Source organism: Aminobacter sp. 01T433, from assembly GCF_056398585.1.
The window spans coordinates 388,545-403,866 of record NZ_JBFTPR010000002.1 but is presented as its reverse complement, the minus strand read 5'-3'; the positions used below and the strand labels follow the sequence as shown (position 1 = coordinate 403,866).

Sequence of the window (15,322 nt, the reverse complement as noted above, 5' to 3'; positions counted from 1 at the left end):
CTACATATGGACACCGAAGTCACCGACAGCCCCTCCATCGAGGACCTCAAGACGGTGGGCGACCACTTGACCGCCTTCAATGCAGCCGATGTCGGTCCTGCGGACAAGCGCTCGTTGGCAGTGTTCGTCCGCGGCAAGGATGGTTCCGTGATCGCCGGCATTTCCGGCTACACGGCCTGGGGTTGGCTCTATGTCCAGTGGCTCTGGGTGGACGAAAGCCTGCGGGGGCAGAACGCGGCTTCACGCATGCTGCAGGCAGCCGAAGACGAGGCCGCTATCCGCGGCTGCCATGGCGCTTACATCGACACCTTCAGCCCGACGGCTCTGAAGGTCTATCAGCGCCAGGGCTACAAGCCGTTCGGGACATTGCCGGATTTCCCCAAAGGCCGAGCTCGCACCTTCCTGGCTAAGTCACTAGAACAAGCCTGACGGGATGCGGTAAAAGATTGGCGGCCGTCACGGTCGCCATGCCCCATAGCCTCCGTGTCATGGGCGGATGATCACCCGGCGGTGCGGCCTCCTATCATCGGCTGCGGCACACCGGTCGTGCTCGGGAAGCTGATCGGCATGCCGCGCAGGACACGCACGGCGAGGAACGCGAAGCACTCGGCCTCCACCGCATCGCCGCGCCAGCCGATGGTGTCGGCAGAGACGGCATCGACGCCCGCACGCGCGTGCAGCATCGCCATGAAGGTCGGGTTGTGGCGGCCGCCGCCTGAGACAAACAGCTTCTTCGGCCGCCGCGGCAGAAGGTCGAGCGCCTTGCCGACACAGGATGCGCTGAAGGCGGTCAGGGTGGCGGCGCCATCCTCGTTGCTCAGCCCGTCGGCCATCGCGGCGGTGAAGTCGAAGCGATCGAGCGACTTGGGATAGGCTGCGGCGAGATAGGGATGCTCGAGCAGGCGCGCGAGCCTGTCCTCGTCGACGGTGCCGGCGGCGGCAAGCGCCCCGCCCCGGTCCATCTCGCCCAGCCCCCTCGACTTGACGAAGTCGTTGATCGGCGCGTTGGCCGGGCCGGTGTCGAAGGCGACGAGGTCGGACTTGCCGTCCCACCAGGTGACGTTGCCGACGCCACCGAGATTGAGGATGGCGCTATCACCGCTGGCACCGGCGGTACCCAGCAAGGCAGCGTGATAGGCGGCCGCCAGCGGCGCGCCCTGGCCGCCAGCGCGGATGTCGGCGGTACGGAAATCATAGACGACCTTGGTGCCTAGGAGAGAATGCATCAGCGCGCCATCGCCGAGCTGGCGGGTCTCGCCTGGCAGGCCGCCCTTTTGCGGGCCACGATGCAGCACGGTCTGGCCATGAAAGCCGACGACGCCGATGTCGCTCATCGCCATGCCGGCACCCTCAACGACCTGGCGCACGGCGGCAGACTGGGCGCGAGTCAGGGCCTGCTCGGCCTTGGCGAAGATTGCCGGCTCCGGCCCCTCGAAGTTCCAGACCCTGGCTTCGGCCTGCGCCTGCACCAGCATCGGCCGGACCGAAGCCTCGTAAGGCACGAGCGCGTAAGGACCGAAGGCCTCGATGCGCTCGCCGTCGGTCTTGAGCAGCGCGACGTCGATGTTGCCGTCGAGCACGGTTCCGGTCATCAGCCCGACCGACCAGATGGGTTGCATGTTCAAGCTCCGTTGATGATGTTGCCGACCCGGCGGCGCAGATCTATTATGCCGCTGTCGAAATGACGCGTCGGGTGGATGCGATTGGTGAGCAGCGCCCAGGCGCGGCCGGCGTCGAAATCGATCCAAAGGCCCGTGCCGGTAAATCCGGTATGGCCAATGGTGCCTGCGCTGCAGCGGTCGCCACCGGACCAGCCGGCATAAGGATGCTCCCAGCCATGCGTGCGCTTGGCCGAAAGCGGCGAGCGCATCAGAGCGATTGCGTCGGCCGATGCGCCACTGCCATCGAGCAGGCCTTGCGCGAAATCAAGCACGGAGGCTGCCGTGCCGAACAGTCCGGCATGACCGGCACCCTGAAGGGCCGAGCAATTGTCGTCATGGACCTCGCCCGACAACACCCTGTGCCGCCAGGTGCACTCCTCGGTCGCCGCTGACTGGTCAGGATCGGCCAAAAAGGCAAAGCCCTTGCCGGCATCCAAGTCGCGGATCCACTTGCCCGACAGGCGTTCCATGGCAAAGCCGAGCAGGATGAAGTTAATGTCGGAATAGACTGGCGCTTCCAGCTTTCGCCATTCGCGCTGCAGGATGAACGTCCGCAGCAGGTCCGGGTCACGGCCATAGGTATAGATCGGCTCGACCGCCGGAAACGGTGTCTGGTGGCCGAGACACTGGCGGAAGGTGACCTGCCGTTCCCAGGCGTTGGAGTCATACTGCCGCAGATCCGGCAAAACAGTCGTCAGCGGCGCATCGAGGTCGATGGTCCCCGCTTCGGCCAGCGCCAGGATGCGCGGCGTGGTGAAGACGACCTTGGTCAGCGATGCCAGGTCGAACCAGGTGTCTTCGCACATAGGGCGCTCTGACGGCACGCGCTGCGCATGCCCGATGGCCCGGCTGATCCTGTTGCCGCCCTTGTCGACGATAGCAAGCACGCCACCTGGGACGCGACCGGCTTCCACGGCCTGCGTTAGCGCTGCGAAGGCACGTTGGTGAAGCCGGGCGAGATCGTCGGTGGCCATCTTCTTACTCTCTCAGGCTTCGGCCCGTACCTTATGGTCCTTGCCGAAATGGAGCCAGTTCGCGGGCGGCGGCTCATAGCCGACCGGGCGCACCAGCGAGGGCACCTGGCGGGTATCGAGCTCGAAATGCTGCTTGCGGCGGTCGATTGTCGGCACGGCGGCGATCAGCTTCTTGGTATAGGGATGCTGCGGGTCCGAGAGCACTGCTTTCGCATCGCCGATCTCGACAATCTGGCCGGCATACATCACCGCGACACGATGCGCGATGCGCTCGACGACCGCCATGTCGTGGGAGATGAAGAGATAGGCGAGACCGTATTCCTGCTGCAAGTCGACCAGCAGTTCCAGCACGCGCGCCTGCACCGAGACGTCGAGGGCCGAGACCGCCTCGTCGAGCACCACGACCGACGGGTTGAGCATCAGCGCGCGCGCAATGCACAGGCGCTGGCGCTGGCCGCCGGAGAACTGATGCGGATAGCGGGCAAGGCTGTCCTCGGGCAGGCCGACGCGCTTGAGCAGTGCTGCCATCCTGTGGCGAACCGCTGTATCGATGGGCGCGCCGGTGGCGATCACCGGCTCCGCGAGGATCTGCTCGACGTTGAGACGCGGATTGAGCGAGGCATAGGGGTTCTGGAACACCATCTGCACCGGCAGCCGGCTCTGGCCGGGTCGCGCGGCCTGGGCTTCCACCGAAAACGCTCCGCGCGTCGGCGAGACGAGGCCGAGCACGGCGCGCGCGGTGGTCGACTTGCCCGAACCGCTTTCACCGACGATCGCCAGCGTTTCGCCCGGCATCAGATCGAAGGCGACGCCGTCGACGGCATGCACCGCGCCCACCGGCTTGCTGAACCAGCCGCCCTTCAGCGGATAGCGCACGACAAGGTCATCGACCTCGAGCGTCGGCTTGGGCAGCGGCGCTATCGCGCGTGCTCCGTCGGTTCTCGCCGCTACACCGCCGGAAAAGTGCGGCACCGCATGCAGCAGATGCTGGGTGTAGGGGTGCTGCGGCTTATCGAGTATCTGGCCCAGTTCACCCTGCTCGACGACCCTGCCATCCTGCATCACCATCACGCGGTCGGCGATGCCGGCGACGAGGCCGATGTCGTGGCTGATAAAGATCATCGACATGTCGGTTTCGCGGCGAAGCTCGGCCAGCAGCGCCATGATCTGCGCCTGGACGGTGACGTCGAGCGCCGTCGTCGGCTCGTCGGCGATCAGCAGGCGCGGATTGCAGGCGAGCGCCATGGCGATCATCACACGCTGCAGCATGCCGCCCGACAACTCGTTCGGCGTCGCCTTGAGCCGGCGCTCGGCATCGGGGATACGCACGCGTTCGAGAGCGTCGCGCGCTGCGGCACGAGCCTGCGCTCCGGTCAGGCCGCGATGCAGGCGGAACGATTCCTCGATCTGGGCACCGATGGTCAGCACAGGATTGAGCGACGTCATCGGCTCCTGGAAGATCACGCCGATCTCGGCACCGCGTATGCCGGTCAGCTCCTGCTTTCCGGCGCTGGTGACATCAAGCACGCTGCCGTCGGCGCGCAGCAGTTCGATCTTGCCGCTGGTGATGCGGCCGCCGGCATAGTCGATCAGGCGGTTGCTCGACAGTGCGGTCACCGACTTGCCCGAGCCGCTCTCGCCGACGATCGCCAGCACTTCGCCAACGCCGAGGTCGAAGCTCACGCCATGCACGACTTCCTTGGCGCTGGCCGCCGGGCCGAAACTGACATGCAAATCGCGGACAGAAAGGATCGGCTTCATCTCTGATGCCATCGTCACGCCCTCCTCGTCTTGGGGTCGAGGATGTCGCGCAGCGCATCGCCGAGAAGGTTGAAGCCGAGGATCGAGAGCATGATGGCGACAGCCGGGAAAGCCAGCAGCCACGGCGCCTGCTCCATCAGGTTGCGCGCGTCGCTCAGCATCAGGCCGAGCGACGAGGCCGGCGGCTGGGTGCCTAGGCCGAGGAAGCTCAAGCCGGCCTCGGTCAGCAGCGCCCAGGCGAGCGCCAGCGTGACCTGCACGGTAAGCGGCGCCACCAGGTTGAGCAGCAGGTGCCGGGTCAGGATATAGGTGCGGCTCGAGCCAAAGGTGCGGGCGGCATCGACGAAATCGCGGGCTTTCAGCGACAGCGCCGGGCCGCGCACGACGCGGGTGAAGATCGGCGTATAGACGATGCTGATGGCAGCGACGCTGGTCCAGGTGCCCGGGCCAATGATGGTGACGATCAAAAGCGCCAAAAGGATCGCCGGGAAGGCCAGCAGCACGTCCATGAAGCGCATCATCACCGTGTCCCAGCGCTTACCATACCAGGCGGCCGTAAGCCCAAGCACCGTGCCGGCGAGCGTCGCGATCGCCACGGAGAAGAACGCCACGGTAAAGGACTGCCCGATGCCCTTCATCAGACGGCTCATCACGTCGCGGCCGAACAGATCCGTGCCCATCCAGTAGGACGATGTCGGCGCTTGCAGCCGGTCGATGCGGTACTGCATCAGCGGATCGTGCGGGGTCAGGCCGGCAGCGCCGAGCAAGGCGACGACCAGATAGACCAGCACGATGGCGCCGCCGATGCGCCCGCTCGGATGCGAAAAGATGGCCTTCACGACGCGCATCAACGGCCCTCCAGGCGAATACGGGGGTCGAGCGCGGCATAAGCGAGGTCGACGAGCAGATTGACGATCATGAAGTTGAGGGCAATGAACAGCACAGCACCCTGCACCAGCGCATAGTCGCGCTGCAGGATGGCTTCCAGCACCATGCGGCCCAGGCCGGGCAGAGCGTAGATCTGTTCGACGATAACCGCGCCGCCGAGCAGGTAGCCGAACTCGATGCCGCTCAGTGTGACGACGGGCACCAGCGCATTGGGCAGCGCGTGGCGCCAGATGACGCTGCGCTCGGAGGCGCCTTTGCTGCGCGCGGTGCGCACATAGTCGTCGCTCAGCACGTCAAGCATGGCCGAGCGGGTGACGCGGGTGACCGAGGATGCAAAGGCGCAGCCAAGCGTGATCGCAGGCAGGATCATCTGGCCAAGATTCTGCAACGGATCCTGCCAGAACGGGGTGAACGCACCCATGGTGGGCAGCACGCCGAAGCCGGCCGACAGGATGTAGATGATGACGAGGCCGACAACGAAGCTCGGCGTTGACTGGCCGATCATTGCGGCGATGCGGACGCCGAGATCGGCAGGACGCTCGTTGCGGGTGGCAGCGAACACACCTGCCGGCACGCCGATCGATAGCGCGATCAGCATGGCCAGAAGTGCCAGTTCAAGCGTCAGCGGAAAGCGTTCGATGATGACCGATAGCACCGGCTTGCCATAGGTCACCGATATGCCGAGGTCGCCGCTGAACAGGCCGGTGAACCAGCGCCAGTACTGGACCGGCCAGGGTTGGTCGATGCCGAAATAGATGGCCAGCGAATCCCGCTGCTGCGGGGTCAGAAGTCCGGCCTCGGTTCCCAGCATGGCCGTGATGGAATCGCCCGGCACTAGCCGGATGGCGATGAAGACGATGATAGAGACGCCGATCAGGACCAGTGGAAAGGCCCGCAGGCGACGTATCACGTAACTCATGGCGAAGGGACCATCTGGGGTTGGGGAGCCATTGCGGCTCTCGGGCTAGACCGGACTAGGCCGGTCGCGGAATTAAGGGCGGTCGCCATCGGCTCAACGGCGACCGCCTTTGGGCGGCGACAGGGAGATGCCCGCCGCCCAAAACACCTGTTTTTACTGGATGGTGACCTTGCCGAGGCTGACCAGCGAGCCGGTCGGCATCGGCACGAAACCCTGCACGTTCTTCTGCTGGGCGGTGTAGCCGTAGCCGGTATAGAGCCAGATCCACGGCGCCTTTTCGGCAAGCTGTTTGTCGAACTCGGCGAAGATCACCTTGCGCTTTTCCGGATCGGTCTCGGCGCGGCCGTCCTGCAACAGCTTGTCGAGCGTGTCGTCGGCGAAGTTGGAAACCTTCTGCAGGTTGCCGTTCTTGGTCCAGTAGCGGTTGTACATGGTGTAAGGGTCGGGACGGCCGCCATTCAGCGCCACCGCCATGTCGAAGTCGCCCTTCAGCCAGGTGTCGACATAGACGTTGAGCTCCATCATCTTGATGTCGAGCTTGACGCCGATCTCGGCCAGCTGCGACTGCAACACCTGGGCTTCGGCGGCAGCCGTCGGCGGCTCGCCGGTCGCAGCGATCACGGTGGCGCTGAAGCCGTCGGCAAAGCCGGCATCGGCCATCAGCTTTTTGGCCTTCTCGACGTCCTGCTTGTAGCAGAACAGCGAATTCGGATCGGAAGCGAAGAACGGAGCGGTAATCGGCCCGGTCACCTTGCCTTCGCCGAGGGATGCCGTGTCGAGCACGGCCTGGCGGTCGACGGCGCAGGAAATGGCTTGGCGCACGGCAAGCTCGTTCATCGGCTTGCGCACCGGGTTGAGCTGAAGCACGTGGTAGGCGAGCAGCGGCGCACGGTTGAGCTGAAGCTTCGGCTCCTTGGGCACCAGCGTCGCGATCAGCGGATCGTTGAGCAGCGCGAAGTCGACCTGGCCGGTGCGCATGGCAGCGAGGATCGCGGTTTCGTCGGGCAATACGCTGATTTCAATGCCGTCGACGCCGGTCGCACCGCCAGCCCAGTCCTTGTTGGCAACGAGCGCCGCCTTGGAATTGGGATCCCACTTCTCGAGCTTGAACGGACCTGAGCCGACAGCCTTTGTGCCGATAGTGCCGGCCGCGATCTCGCTTGCCGGGACGATCGACGAATTGGTGTCGGTCATGGCGGTGAGGATCGGCGCGTCGGGCTGCTTCAGCTTGAAGACGACGGTGCCGGCATCGGGCGCCTCGATGGCTTCGATGGACAGGTAGTTGGCGCGGTTGGCAGCACCTGTCTTCTCATCGAGGATGCGCTCGAACGATGCCTTGACGTCGGCCGAAGTCACGGCTGCGCCGTTCTGGAACCTGGCCTTGGGGTCGAGCTTGAAGGTTAGCTGCTTGCCGTCGGCTCCGAATTCCCAGGACGTAGCGATTCCGGGGATGATCTTGAGATCGGCATCGAGGCGCACGAGCGGCTCATAGATCAGCTCGAGCAGGCGCAGCGACGAAAACGCGGTCTGCTTGTGCGGGTCGAGGCCGGTGGCGTCCTGCGCCCAGGCCATGCGCAGGGTCGCTGCATCGGCATGCCCTGCAACAGCCGACAGGCCGATCATCACGGCCGTGGTTGCCCCAAGGAAACATCTGAACTTGCTGGTCATTTCATCCTCCCTGTTACTCTTTCGCTGGCACGGCCAAAATGGCCGCCCGGATCACATGGATGCCTGCTTCGCATCCTGGATTGCTTGCCGCAAGAAGCCTTTGGAACCGTCCAGCGCTGATCGCGCTGCGCCAAGGTCCATCCCCGTCATGACGATGAGGATTGCCAGCTTCACGTCGTTATCGGTCTGGGCGAGCGCTGCCTGCGCCTCTTCCAGCGTGCATTCGGCTGCCTGCATGACGATGCGGGCGGCGCGCGCCACGAGCTTCTTGTTCGATGCCTTCAGGTCGACCATCAGGTTTTCGTAGGACTTGCCGATGCCGATCATGCTGGCGGTGGTCAACATGTTGAGCACCAGCTTTTCGGCCGTGCCCGATTTCATGCGCGTCGAGCCCGTCAGCGCTTCGGGGCCGACAACCGGCGAAATGGCGATATCGGCAATGGCGGCAATGGCCGACTGGGGGTTGCATGACAATGCGACTGTAGTTGCACCGATCTTCTTCGCATAATTCAGGCCGCCAATGACGTAGGGCGTACGGCCGCTGGCGGCGATACCGACGACGACGTCCCTGGCCGTTAGCTCGATGTCGGCCAGCGCCTCGGCGCCCTTGGTCTGGCTGTCCTCGGCCCCTTCCGTCGCCTTCAGCAAAGCGCTGTAGCCGCCAGCAATGAGCCCGACCACCATGGTCGACGGCACGCTGAATGTCGGCGGGCACTCCGAGGCGTCGAGCACGCCAATGCGGCCGCTGGTGCCAGCGCCCATATAGATCAGCCGTCCGCCCTGCCTGAAGGCAGCGATAGTGCGGTCTGCCGCAGCGGCGATTTCGGGGATCACCTTTTCGACTGCATGCGCGACAAGTTTGTCTTCGTCGTTGATTTTCCTGAGGACATCGATGGTCGGCAGCAGGTCGATATCCATGGTGCGCGGGTTCCGCTCCTCGGAAACCAATCGCCCCAGCTCCGAAATCAAGGCTTGTTCTGACACTTGTCGCCACCTGCCCGGTTCTCAAGATGAAGAGCACGCGGAGCCGGTTCTCCGAGGCTTTCATTAGATCTCTAGAATGCAATATTCCTGGTGTCAACGAGATTTGGAATGGATTATTCCTTGAGACTGCACGACTGGTCAAGCCGCCTGGCCAGGATGATCGCGCCGGAAACGGCGTCGCCATCGGTCGGCTTGAGGCGGCGGCGAACATCGGGCGCAAGCCAGGGTTCGAGCGGGCTGGCTAGGCCACCAAGAAGCGTGACCCGCGGCGCACCCTTGTCGAAGAGGGTGCGCACGATAGTATCGATCTGCTCCGCCGCGGACAGCACGATGCGACGGCCAGCGGAGTCGCCCTGGTCGGCATGGCGCATGACGGTCGGCGCCAGGGCCGCGTAGTCGGTGGCTGTTGCCCGATCCATCCAGGCCACCGCCTCCATAGGATCATCGTGGAAGCGCTGTATGATTTCCGTCAGAAGGGCGGAACGGTCGTGCCGACCGTCATAGGCACGGAGCGCGAGTTGCACCGCCTTCAAGCCCAGATCGGCACCACTGCCCTCGTCCGAGATCGGGAACCCGTAGCCGCCGACCCTGAGGTCTCGTCCTTCGACGAAACCCAGTCCGATCGAACCGGTACCGGCGATGACGATCGCTCCATCCTTGCCCGAATGAGCGCCGAGGCAGGCGCCCATGCCGTCGCTGGTAAAGTCTATTCCGGCGAAGGGATGCGCGGTGGCCCTGAGCGCCTCCAGCGCACCCTTGCGCCCTATGCCGGCAAGGCCGATGCCGGCGAAGGTACGCGCCAGTTCGGCAGAGCCGAAACCCGCTTCCTCGGCGGCCTCGCCGAAGGCGCGTGTGATCGACGCCCACGCGACGTCGATGCCGAGCCGCGTCGTCGCAGGACCGGAAAGCCCCTGCCCGAGCACGTTGCCGGCCTCATCGACGATCCGGGCGCGGCAGCCGGTGCCTCCGCCATCGACGCCGAGATAGAAGCGAAGCGTGGAGGCGCTGGTCATCCGGGCAGCCGCTCGATGGTGGCGCCACACATGCGCAGCTTCCGGTCGAGGCTCTCATAGCCCCGGTCGAGATGGTATACGCGATTGACGATGCTCTCGCCCTCGGCGACGAGTGCGGCAAGCACCAGAGACACTGAGGCGCGCAGGTCGGTTGCCATCACCTGCGCACCGCGCAGAGGCGTGCCGCCCCGTACTAGCGCCGTCGTCCCCTGCAGAGTGATGTTCGCGCCAAGCCGCATCAGCTCCGGCACGTGCATGAAGCGGTTCTCGAACACCGTCTCGCGCAGGAGCGACGCGCCCGGCGCGCAGCACATCAGCGCCATGAACTGCGCCTGCAGGTCTGTCGGAAAGCCGGGATAAGGTTCCGTGGTGATGTCGACCGGCGTCAATGGACCGTCCCGCGAGACGATCAGGCCACGGTCTCCGGGCCACACGCTGACACCTGCCGCTTCCAGCACCTGCACCACAGACGCTAGATGCTCGAGCCGCGCGTTCGTCAGCTCCAGCTGGCCGCCAGTGATGGCTGCTGCGATGGCATAGGTTCCGGCCTCGATCCGGTCGGGAATCGTGTGATGAGAAGCCTTGCGCCACGAAGTGCCGCCCTGGATCAGGATCCGGTGCGTTCCCGCCCCCTCGATATTGGCCCCCATGGCGGTGAGGCAGGCGGCAAGATCCGTCACCTCGGGCTCGCGGGCGGCATTGACGATCTCGGTCTCGCCCATTGCAGCGGTGGCCGCCATCATCGCAGTCTCGGTCGCGCCCACCGAGGGCGAGCCGAGCACGATGCGCGCGCCCGTCAGCCCTCGGGACGCGGAAGCGACGATCGAGCCGCCCTGGATGCCAATTTCGGCGCCCAATTGGCCGAGCGCCTTGATGTGCATGTCGACCGGCCGTGCGCCGATGGCGCAGCCGCCGGGAAGCGACACCTGCGCCTGTCCGAACCTGGCTAGCAGCGGCCCGAGCACTAGCACGGTGGCGCGCATCTTGCGCACCGTGTCATAGCTGGTCTCGCGGGAGGACGCAGTGCTTGCATCGACCACGACCGAGCGGCCATAGCGAGCAACCTGCGCGCCATGCTGGGCAATGACGCCGAGCATGTTCTCGACGTCGCTCACCGCAGGCAGATTGGTCAGTTCGAGCGGTTCGGGGCTCAGCAGCGAGGCCGCGATCTGCGGCAGGGCCGCGTTCTTGGCCCCGGAGATGGCGACGGCCCCTTGCAGCCTCTGCCCACCAAAGATGCGCAACTTGTCCATGATCGAAAACCCGTTCATCAGCCGGTCGAGACCAGCCGAGCCGACAAGAGAGTTGATCGCAATATTCTTTCCTGTCAACCTCGGATGGAATATTCTATTCCTAGATACTCGCTGGATGAAAGGCTCCTGGCGCTCCATGTCGGTTCTCACGAAAATCCTGGCGACGCTCGACACCATGGCGCCGGCCGACCGGCAGATCGGCCGGTTCATCGTCGACAACCCCGACGAGATGCTGCAGCTGTCCTCCGTCGCCCTTGCCGAGCAGACCGGGCGCAGCCAGTCCAGCGTGGTGAAATTCGCGCAGAAGCTGGGCTACCCGAGCTACCAACAACTGAAGCTTGCAGTGAGCGAAGCCAAGGCCCAACAATGGCGGGCCCCGCCCGGCATGGTGCACGGCAGCATCGACCGCGCCGACGGCTACGTCGCCGTGCAGCAAAAGCTCGTAGCGGGCAAGCTAACTGCGATGCAGCAGACCATGTCGGTGAACAGCGAGCAGACCGTGGCCAGGGTCCTCGAATTGCTCGACCAGGCCGACCGGATCCATCTCGCCGGCGTCAGCGCCTCGTCGCTCGTGGCGCGCGACTTTGCGATCAAGCTGATGAAGCTCGGCCGCAACGTCCTGCATGACAGCGACAGCCACGTGCAACTGGCGAGCGCGGCCTCTCTGGGGCCGAGAGACGTGATGGTCGCGCTTTCCCATTCCGGCACCAGCATCGAGACGCTCCGCATCGCCGAGCTTGCCAGTGAAGGCGGCGCGACGGTCGTGGCCGTTGCGTCGCTGAGGGACAATCCGCTGAGCGCGATCGCCGACATCGTGCTGCACACGGCAAGCGACGAGGACGACGTCCGTTCGTCCTCGATCACCGTCCGCGACGCCCAACTCGCGCTGACGGATCTGTTGTTCATCCTCCTGGTGCAACGCCAGGCCGACGCAGGCGATCACATCCGCAAGAGCGAAGCAGCCGTCGCTGCCCTGAAACTGGATGGAAGACTGCGTTGAGACCCGGCCTAGTGCGATCGCGCATTCGGCCAACGTAGGCTGACGAATCAAGAACTTTGCGTGACCGGAAGCCCCCGCTCGTCTCTCCTACTTGTCAGGCTGCTGACGAACTCGACAAGCAGGCTTGCCACAGTACTGCTAGAGATGAAAATCACCGGACGATTCCGGTTGATAGATCACCCTTTCGATCAGGATACGTCGCGTACGATCTGTAACCCTCCAGTCGATGGCATCGCCTTCCTGATAGCCCAGGATCGCGGCGCCGACGTCGGAGAGGACCGATAGTTTGCCAGAGCGTTCGTCGGCGTCTTGCGGGTAGACAAGAGCCACTTCCTTTTGTTCATCGTCAAGCTGCAGCACGACCCTGGAATTCATTGTCACGACATCGCGCGCGACGTGCTGAGGATCAACGACAACGGCTCTCTCGATCTCGTGTTCAAGCTCGACAATTGCCGCCCCTTGCTCGAACTCAATCAGGCTCTGGAGCCGTGCTTTGTCGATCTCCGTGACGTAGATGTCGGTAGATTTTGCCATGGCGCCTTCGCGCAGGAGTTGGAGATACCGACTAGAGGTCATGGACAGGGAATTGAGCGTTGGTGTTTCGAGTTTGAGAAGAAAACCGCAGCGTTCAAAACCCTTCAGCGAGCGCGTATTGTCCGGGTGAATTTTGGCGATGACGCTCTCGGCTCGCATGTCGAGGAAGGCGAGCTTCAAACCTTCTCGGATGGTGCTGGCGCCAAGTCCGCGCCCCCAATTGTCATGGTCTCCGACGACCAAGACTATTTCACACTCAGCGTCTGTCTTGACCAGGCGGACGAAGCCGACCGGGATATCGTTTCGGTCGTAAGCCATAAAGAAGCGGCCGCCCTGATTGAACAGATGTGTCAGGATCGGCATCTGAGCTCGGTCGACGGCCTGCGCGATGAATCGAGACACACTGCGGGAATCGCTCAGGTAGCGAGTGACGCGTTCATCTTCTAACCAGTCCATCAGGATCAGTGCGTGTGTCCGAGTGATTTCTGGACGCAACGAAACAAAAGGCTTGTTCATCTTCGCTACCTTGGTCGCAAGAATGAAAGCCTGTCACGGTCGCTGCCGTGCTGGTTCTTTCGGATCAACATTGAAACTAGAAGACCGATTTAGCAAAGATTCAGCGGTGAAGGCCAGCGAAGAAGCGCGCCCGTATGCGTGAGGGCGTACCGCAGTCGAAGTGGGGCGGCCTCCTGAGAGGGTTCCCGAACGGGACGGGCAGGAAACCACCCGCAAACAGCCCTACCCTCAGCCTGGGCGGAAACGATTCGTTCCGGCAGGATCGGGGCGGGAACCGGTCTATCCCCTTTCGAAACAAGTTTGATTGAAGCGATGACATCCTTGTTCTCTCACCGCATGACAAACAGATGATGTTCGCATCTGCATATTCGAAAGGCGATGACGCCCGTTGATTTCCTCGTGCGGAACACGTCGCAATGTTTTCAAGCGGCCTTGCGGCGCTGGAAGGGTCCGTGCGGAATTTCCGGCGGCGCGAAGCTCTCGGCATTGGCGCGGTCCCAGCGGCTGTACCAGTCGGCCAGTTCGGGAATTTCCTCCCCGGCGACGAGGAAGCCCTCAGGCAGATAGGGGTAGGCTTCGTTGCCGTCGAGGAACTCATTGTCCTTCTGCCGGAACATGAAGTGATAGGGCATGAAGTCGCTAGGATTGCTCAGGCCGGCCGACCCGGCGATTTCGCCAAGCGCCTTCATCGTGTTGCGATGGAATCGCGCGACGCGATCGCTCTTGTCGCCGACATCGAGCGCCCGCTGGCGGACCGGGTCCTGAGTCGCGATGCCGACAGGACATTTGTTGGTGTGGCAGGCCTGAGCCTGGATGCAGCCAATGGCGAACATGAAACCGCGCGCCGCGTTGCACCAGTCGGCCCCCAGCGCCACGACGCGGGCGATGTCGAAGGCTGAGACGATCTTGCCGGCTGCGCCGATCTTCACCTCATGGCGAATTCCCGCGCCGCGCAGCGTGTTGTGTACGAAGGTCAGCCCTTCCAGCATCGGCATGCCGACCCGGTTGGCGAATTCGACCGGAGCTGCGCCCGTTCCGCCCTCTGCGCCATCCACCACGATGAAATCCGGGATGATCCCCGTCTTGAGCATCGCCTTGACCATGCTCATGAATTCGCGGCGATGGCCGATGCAGAGCTTGATGCCGACCGGCTTGCCCCCCGACAAGACGCGCAACTGACCGACGAACTGCATCAGGCCGATCGGCGTCGAGAAGGTGCCATGGGCGGCCGGAGAGACGCAGTCGACACCCATGGGGATGCCACGCGCTTCGGCGATCTCCGGTGAGATCTTCGATGCGGGCAGCATGCCGCCGTGGCCCGGCTTCGCGCCCTGGCTCAGCTTGATCTCGATCATCCTGATCTGCGGATCGGCGGCGAGCTCGGCGAATTTCTTCGGCGAGAAACTGCCGTCGTCGGTGCGGCAACCGAAATAGCCCGACGCAACCTGGTAGATCAGGTCGCCGCCGCCCTGCCGGTGATAACGGCTGATGCCGCCCTCGCCCGTATCATGCGCGAAGCCGCCTTTCTTCGCCCCTGTATTGAGGGAGAGGATGGCGTTTGCGGAGAGCGAGCCGAAGCTCATCGCCGAAATGTTGTAGAGACTGGCGTCATAGGGCTGCTTGCAGGCGGAACCGCCGATGCGCACCCGGAAGTTGGTGTCGGTGATCGCTACGGGCGAGGCGGAATGGGTCAGCCACGCATAGCCGGAACCATAGACATTCTCAATCGTGCCGAAGGGCCGTTTGTCCTCGACTCCCTTGGCGCGTTGATAGACGAGACCGCGGGCCTGGCGGCTGAACGGCACCTCTTCATGATCGCCCTCGATGATGTACTGCCTGATTTCCGGCCGGAATCCCTCGAGCAGGAAGCGCAGATGCCCGACGACCGGATAGTTGCGCAAGATGGAGTGCCGGCGCTGGAAAAGGTCATGCACGCCGAGCAGGAAGAGCCCGCCGCAAAGCGTGGCAACGACCAGCAGCCACTTGCTGTAGAGCGCCGCACCCGCAAGAGATGCTAGCGCAACGAGCCCAACGCCGACGAATACGGTATAGCGCTGATGCGAGAGGATAGTGCTGACCATTTTTTGGGATTTGTCCGGAAAGTCCGCGTTGTGGCATTCATAGCCAGGGTGGTCCGGAACGAAAGCTGCT

Annotated in this window: 13 protein-coding genes; 2 read left to right on the top strand and 11 right to left on the bottom strand. The window is 63.9% G+C overall.

The window, feature by feature from the left end:
• The first annotated feature begins 6 nt into the window (after positions 1–6).
• Positions 7–429: a GNAT family N-acetyltransferase gene (locus AC1DLV_RS04660; RefSeq protein ID WP_476798400.1), complete on the top strand. Its 423-nt coding sequence runs from the start codon at positions 7–9 to the stop codon at positions 427–429.
• A gap of 71 nt (positions 430–500) precedes the next feature.
• On the opposite strand, the gene AC1DLV_RS04655 is transcribed toward AC1DLV_RS04660, so the two are convergent.
• From AC1DLV_RS04655 to murA, 9 genes are all read right to left on the bottom strand, one after another.
• The gene (locus AC1DLV_RS04655; RefSeq protein ID WP_476798399.1) at positions 501–1,619 is read right to left on the bottom strand and encodes an anhydro-N-acetylmuramic acid kinase; all 1,119 of its coding nucleotides are present in this window, start codon (positions 1,617–1,619) and stop codon (positions 501–503) included.
• 2 nt (positions 1,620–1,621) lie between these two features.
• Entirely contained in the window at positions 1,622–2,635 is a 1,014-nt protein-coding gene (locus tag AC1DLV_RS04650; protein WP_476798398.1) for a serine hydrolase domain-containing protein, read from the bottom strand.
• A 12-nt stretch (positions 2,636–2,647) separates the two neighbouring features.
• Positions 2,648–4,396, bottom strand: a complete 1,749-nt coding sequence (locus tag AC1DLV_RS04645) for an ABC transporter ATP-binding protein (RefSeq protein WP_476798522.1) — start codon at positions 4,394–4,396, stop codon at positions 2,648–2,650.
• Positions 4,397–4,410: 14 nt separating this feature from the next.
• The gene (locus AC1DLV_RS04640; RefSeq protein ID WP_476798397.1) at positions 4,411–5,244 is read right to left on the bottom strand and encodes an ABC transporter permease; all 834 of its coding nucleotides are present in this window, start codon (positions 5,242–5,244) and stop codon (positions 4,411–4,413) included.
• Complete coding sequence (locus tag AC1DLV_RS04635) at positions 5,244–6,203, bottom strand: ABC transporter permease (RefSeq protein WP_476798396.1); 960 nt, start codon at positions 6,201–6,203, stop codon at positions 5,244–5,246. Before AC1DLV_RS04635 ends, AC1DLV_RS04640 begins: the two co-directional genes overlap by 1 nt.
• A gap of 153 nt (positions 6,204–6,356) precedes the next feature.
• A complete protein-coding gene (locus AC1DLV_RS04630; RefSeq protein ID WP_476798395.1) occupies positions 6,357–7,871 on the bottom strand; it encodes an ABC transporter substrate-binding protein in 1,515 nt (504 codons plus the stop codon).
• A 51-nt stretch (positions 7,872–7,922) separates the two neighbouring features.
• Positions 7,923–8,855, bottom strand: a complete 933-nt coding sequence (gene murQ, locus AC1DLV_RS04625; RefSeq protein ID WP_476798394.1) for an N-acetylmuramic acid 6-phosphate etherase — start codon at positions 8,853–8,855, stop codon at positions 7,923–7,925.
• A 113-nt stretch (positions 8,856–8,968) separates the two neighbouring features.
• A complete protein-coding gene (locus AC1DLV_RS04620) occupies positions 8,969–9,868 on the bottom strand; it encodes a glucosamine kinase nucleotide-binding domain-containing protein (RefSeq protein ID WP_476798393.1) in 900 nt (299 codons plus the stop codon).
• Positions 9,865–11,121, bottom strand: coding sequence for a UDP-N-acetylglucosamine 1-carboxyvinyltransferase (murA, locus tag AC1DLV_RS04615; protein ID WP_476798521.1), 1,257 nt, complete (start codon positions 11,119–11,121; stop codon positions 9,865–9,867). Before murA ends, AC1DLV_RS04620 begins: the two co-directional genes overlap by 4 nt.
• Before the next feature lie 136 nt (positions 11,122–11,257).
• On the opposite strand from murA, the gene AC1DLV_RS04610 reads away from it, so the two are divergent.
• Positions 11,258–12,121 carry a MurR/RpiR family transcriptional regulator gene (locus AC1DLV_RS04610; protein ID WP_476798392.1) on the top strand — a complete coding sequence of 288 codons (864 nt, stop codon included), beginning with the start codon at positions 11,258–11,260 and terminating at the stop codon, positions 12,119–12,121.
• A 138-nt stretch (positions 12,122–12,259) separates the two neighbouring features.
• Here AC1DLV_RS04610 and AC1DLV_RS04605 read toward each other — a convergent pair whose 3' ends face one another.
• Positions 12,260–13,171: a bifunctional GNAT family N-acetyltransferase/nucleoside diphosphate kinase regulator gene (locus tag AC1DLV_RS04605; protein ID WP_476798391.1), complete on the bottom strand. Its 912-nt coding sequence runs from the start codon at positions 13,169–13,171 to the stop codon at positions 12,260–12,262.
• Between the two features lie 422 nt (positions 13,172–13,593).
• Positions 13,594–15,252 (bottom strand): FMN-binding glutamate synthase family protein, encoded by a 1,659-nt coding sequence (locus AC1DLV_RS04600; RefSeq protein ID WP_476798390.1) that lies wholly within the window; start codon positions 15,250–15,252, stop codon positions 13,594–13,596.
• Between the last annotated feature and the right edge of the window lie 70 nt (positions 15,253–15,322).

Coding starts and splice junctions, on each gene's coding strand:
- AC1DLV_RS04660 (WP_476798400.1), top strand. CDS start 7: ATGGACACCGAAGTCACCGACAGCCCCTCCATCGAGGACCTCAAGACG.
- AC1DLV_RS04655 (WP_476798399.1), bottom strand. CDS start 1,619: ATGCAACCCATCTGGTCGGTCGGGCTGATGACCGGAACCGTGCTCGAC.
- AC1DLV_RS04650 (WP_476798398.1), bottom strand. CDS start 2,635: ATGGCCACCGACGATCTCGCCCGGCTTCACCAACGTGCCTTCGCAGCG.
- AC1DLV_RS04645 (WP_476798522.1), bottom strand. CDS start 4,396: ATGAAGCCGATCCTTTCTGTCCGCGATTTGCATGTCAGTTTCGGCCCG.
- AC1DLV_RS04640 (WP_476798397.1), bottom strand. CDS start 5,244: ATGCGCGTCGTGAAGGCCATCTTTTCGCATCCGAGCGGGCGCATCGGC.
- AC1DLV_RS04635 (WP_476798396.1), bottom strand. CDS start 6,203: ATGAGTTACGTGATACGTCGCCTGCGGGCCTTTCCACTGGTCCTGATC.
- AC1DLV_RS04630 (WP_476798395.1), bottom strand. CDS start 7,871: ATGACCAGCAAGTTCAGATGTTTCCTTGGGGCAACCACGGCCGTGATG.
- AC1DLV_RS04620 (WP_476798393.1), bottom strand. CDS start 9,868: ATGACCAGCGCCTCCACGCTTCGCTTCTATCTCGGCGTCGATGGCGGA.
- murA (WP_476798521.1), bottom strand. CDS start 11,121: ATGGACAAGTTGCGCATCTTTGGTGGGCAGAGGCTGCAAGGGGCCGTC.
- AC1DLV_RS04610 (WP_476798392.1), top strand. CDS start 11,258: ATGTCGGTTCTCACGAAAATCCTGGCGACGCTCGACACCATGGCGCCG.
- AC1DLV_RS04605 (WP_476798391.1), bottom strand. CDS start 13,171: ATGAACAAGCCTTTTGTTTCGTTGCGTCCAGAAATCACTCGGACACAC.
- AC1DLV_RS04600 (WP_476798390.1), bottom strand. CDS start 15,252: ATGGTCAGCACTATCCTCTCGCATCAGCGCTATACCGTATTCGTCGGC.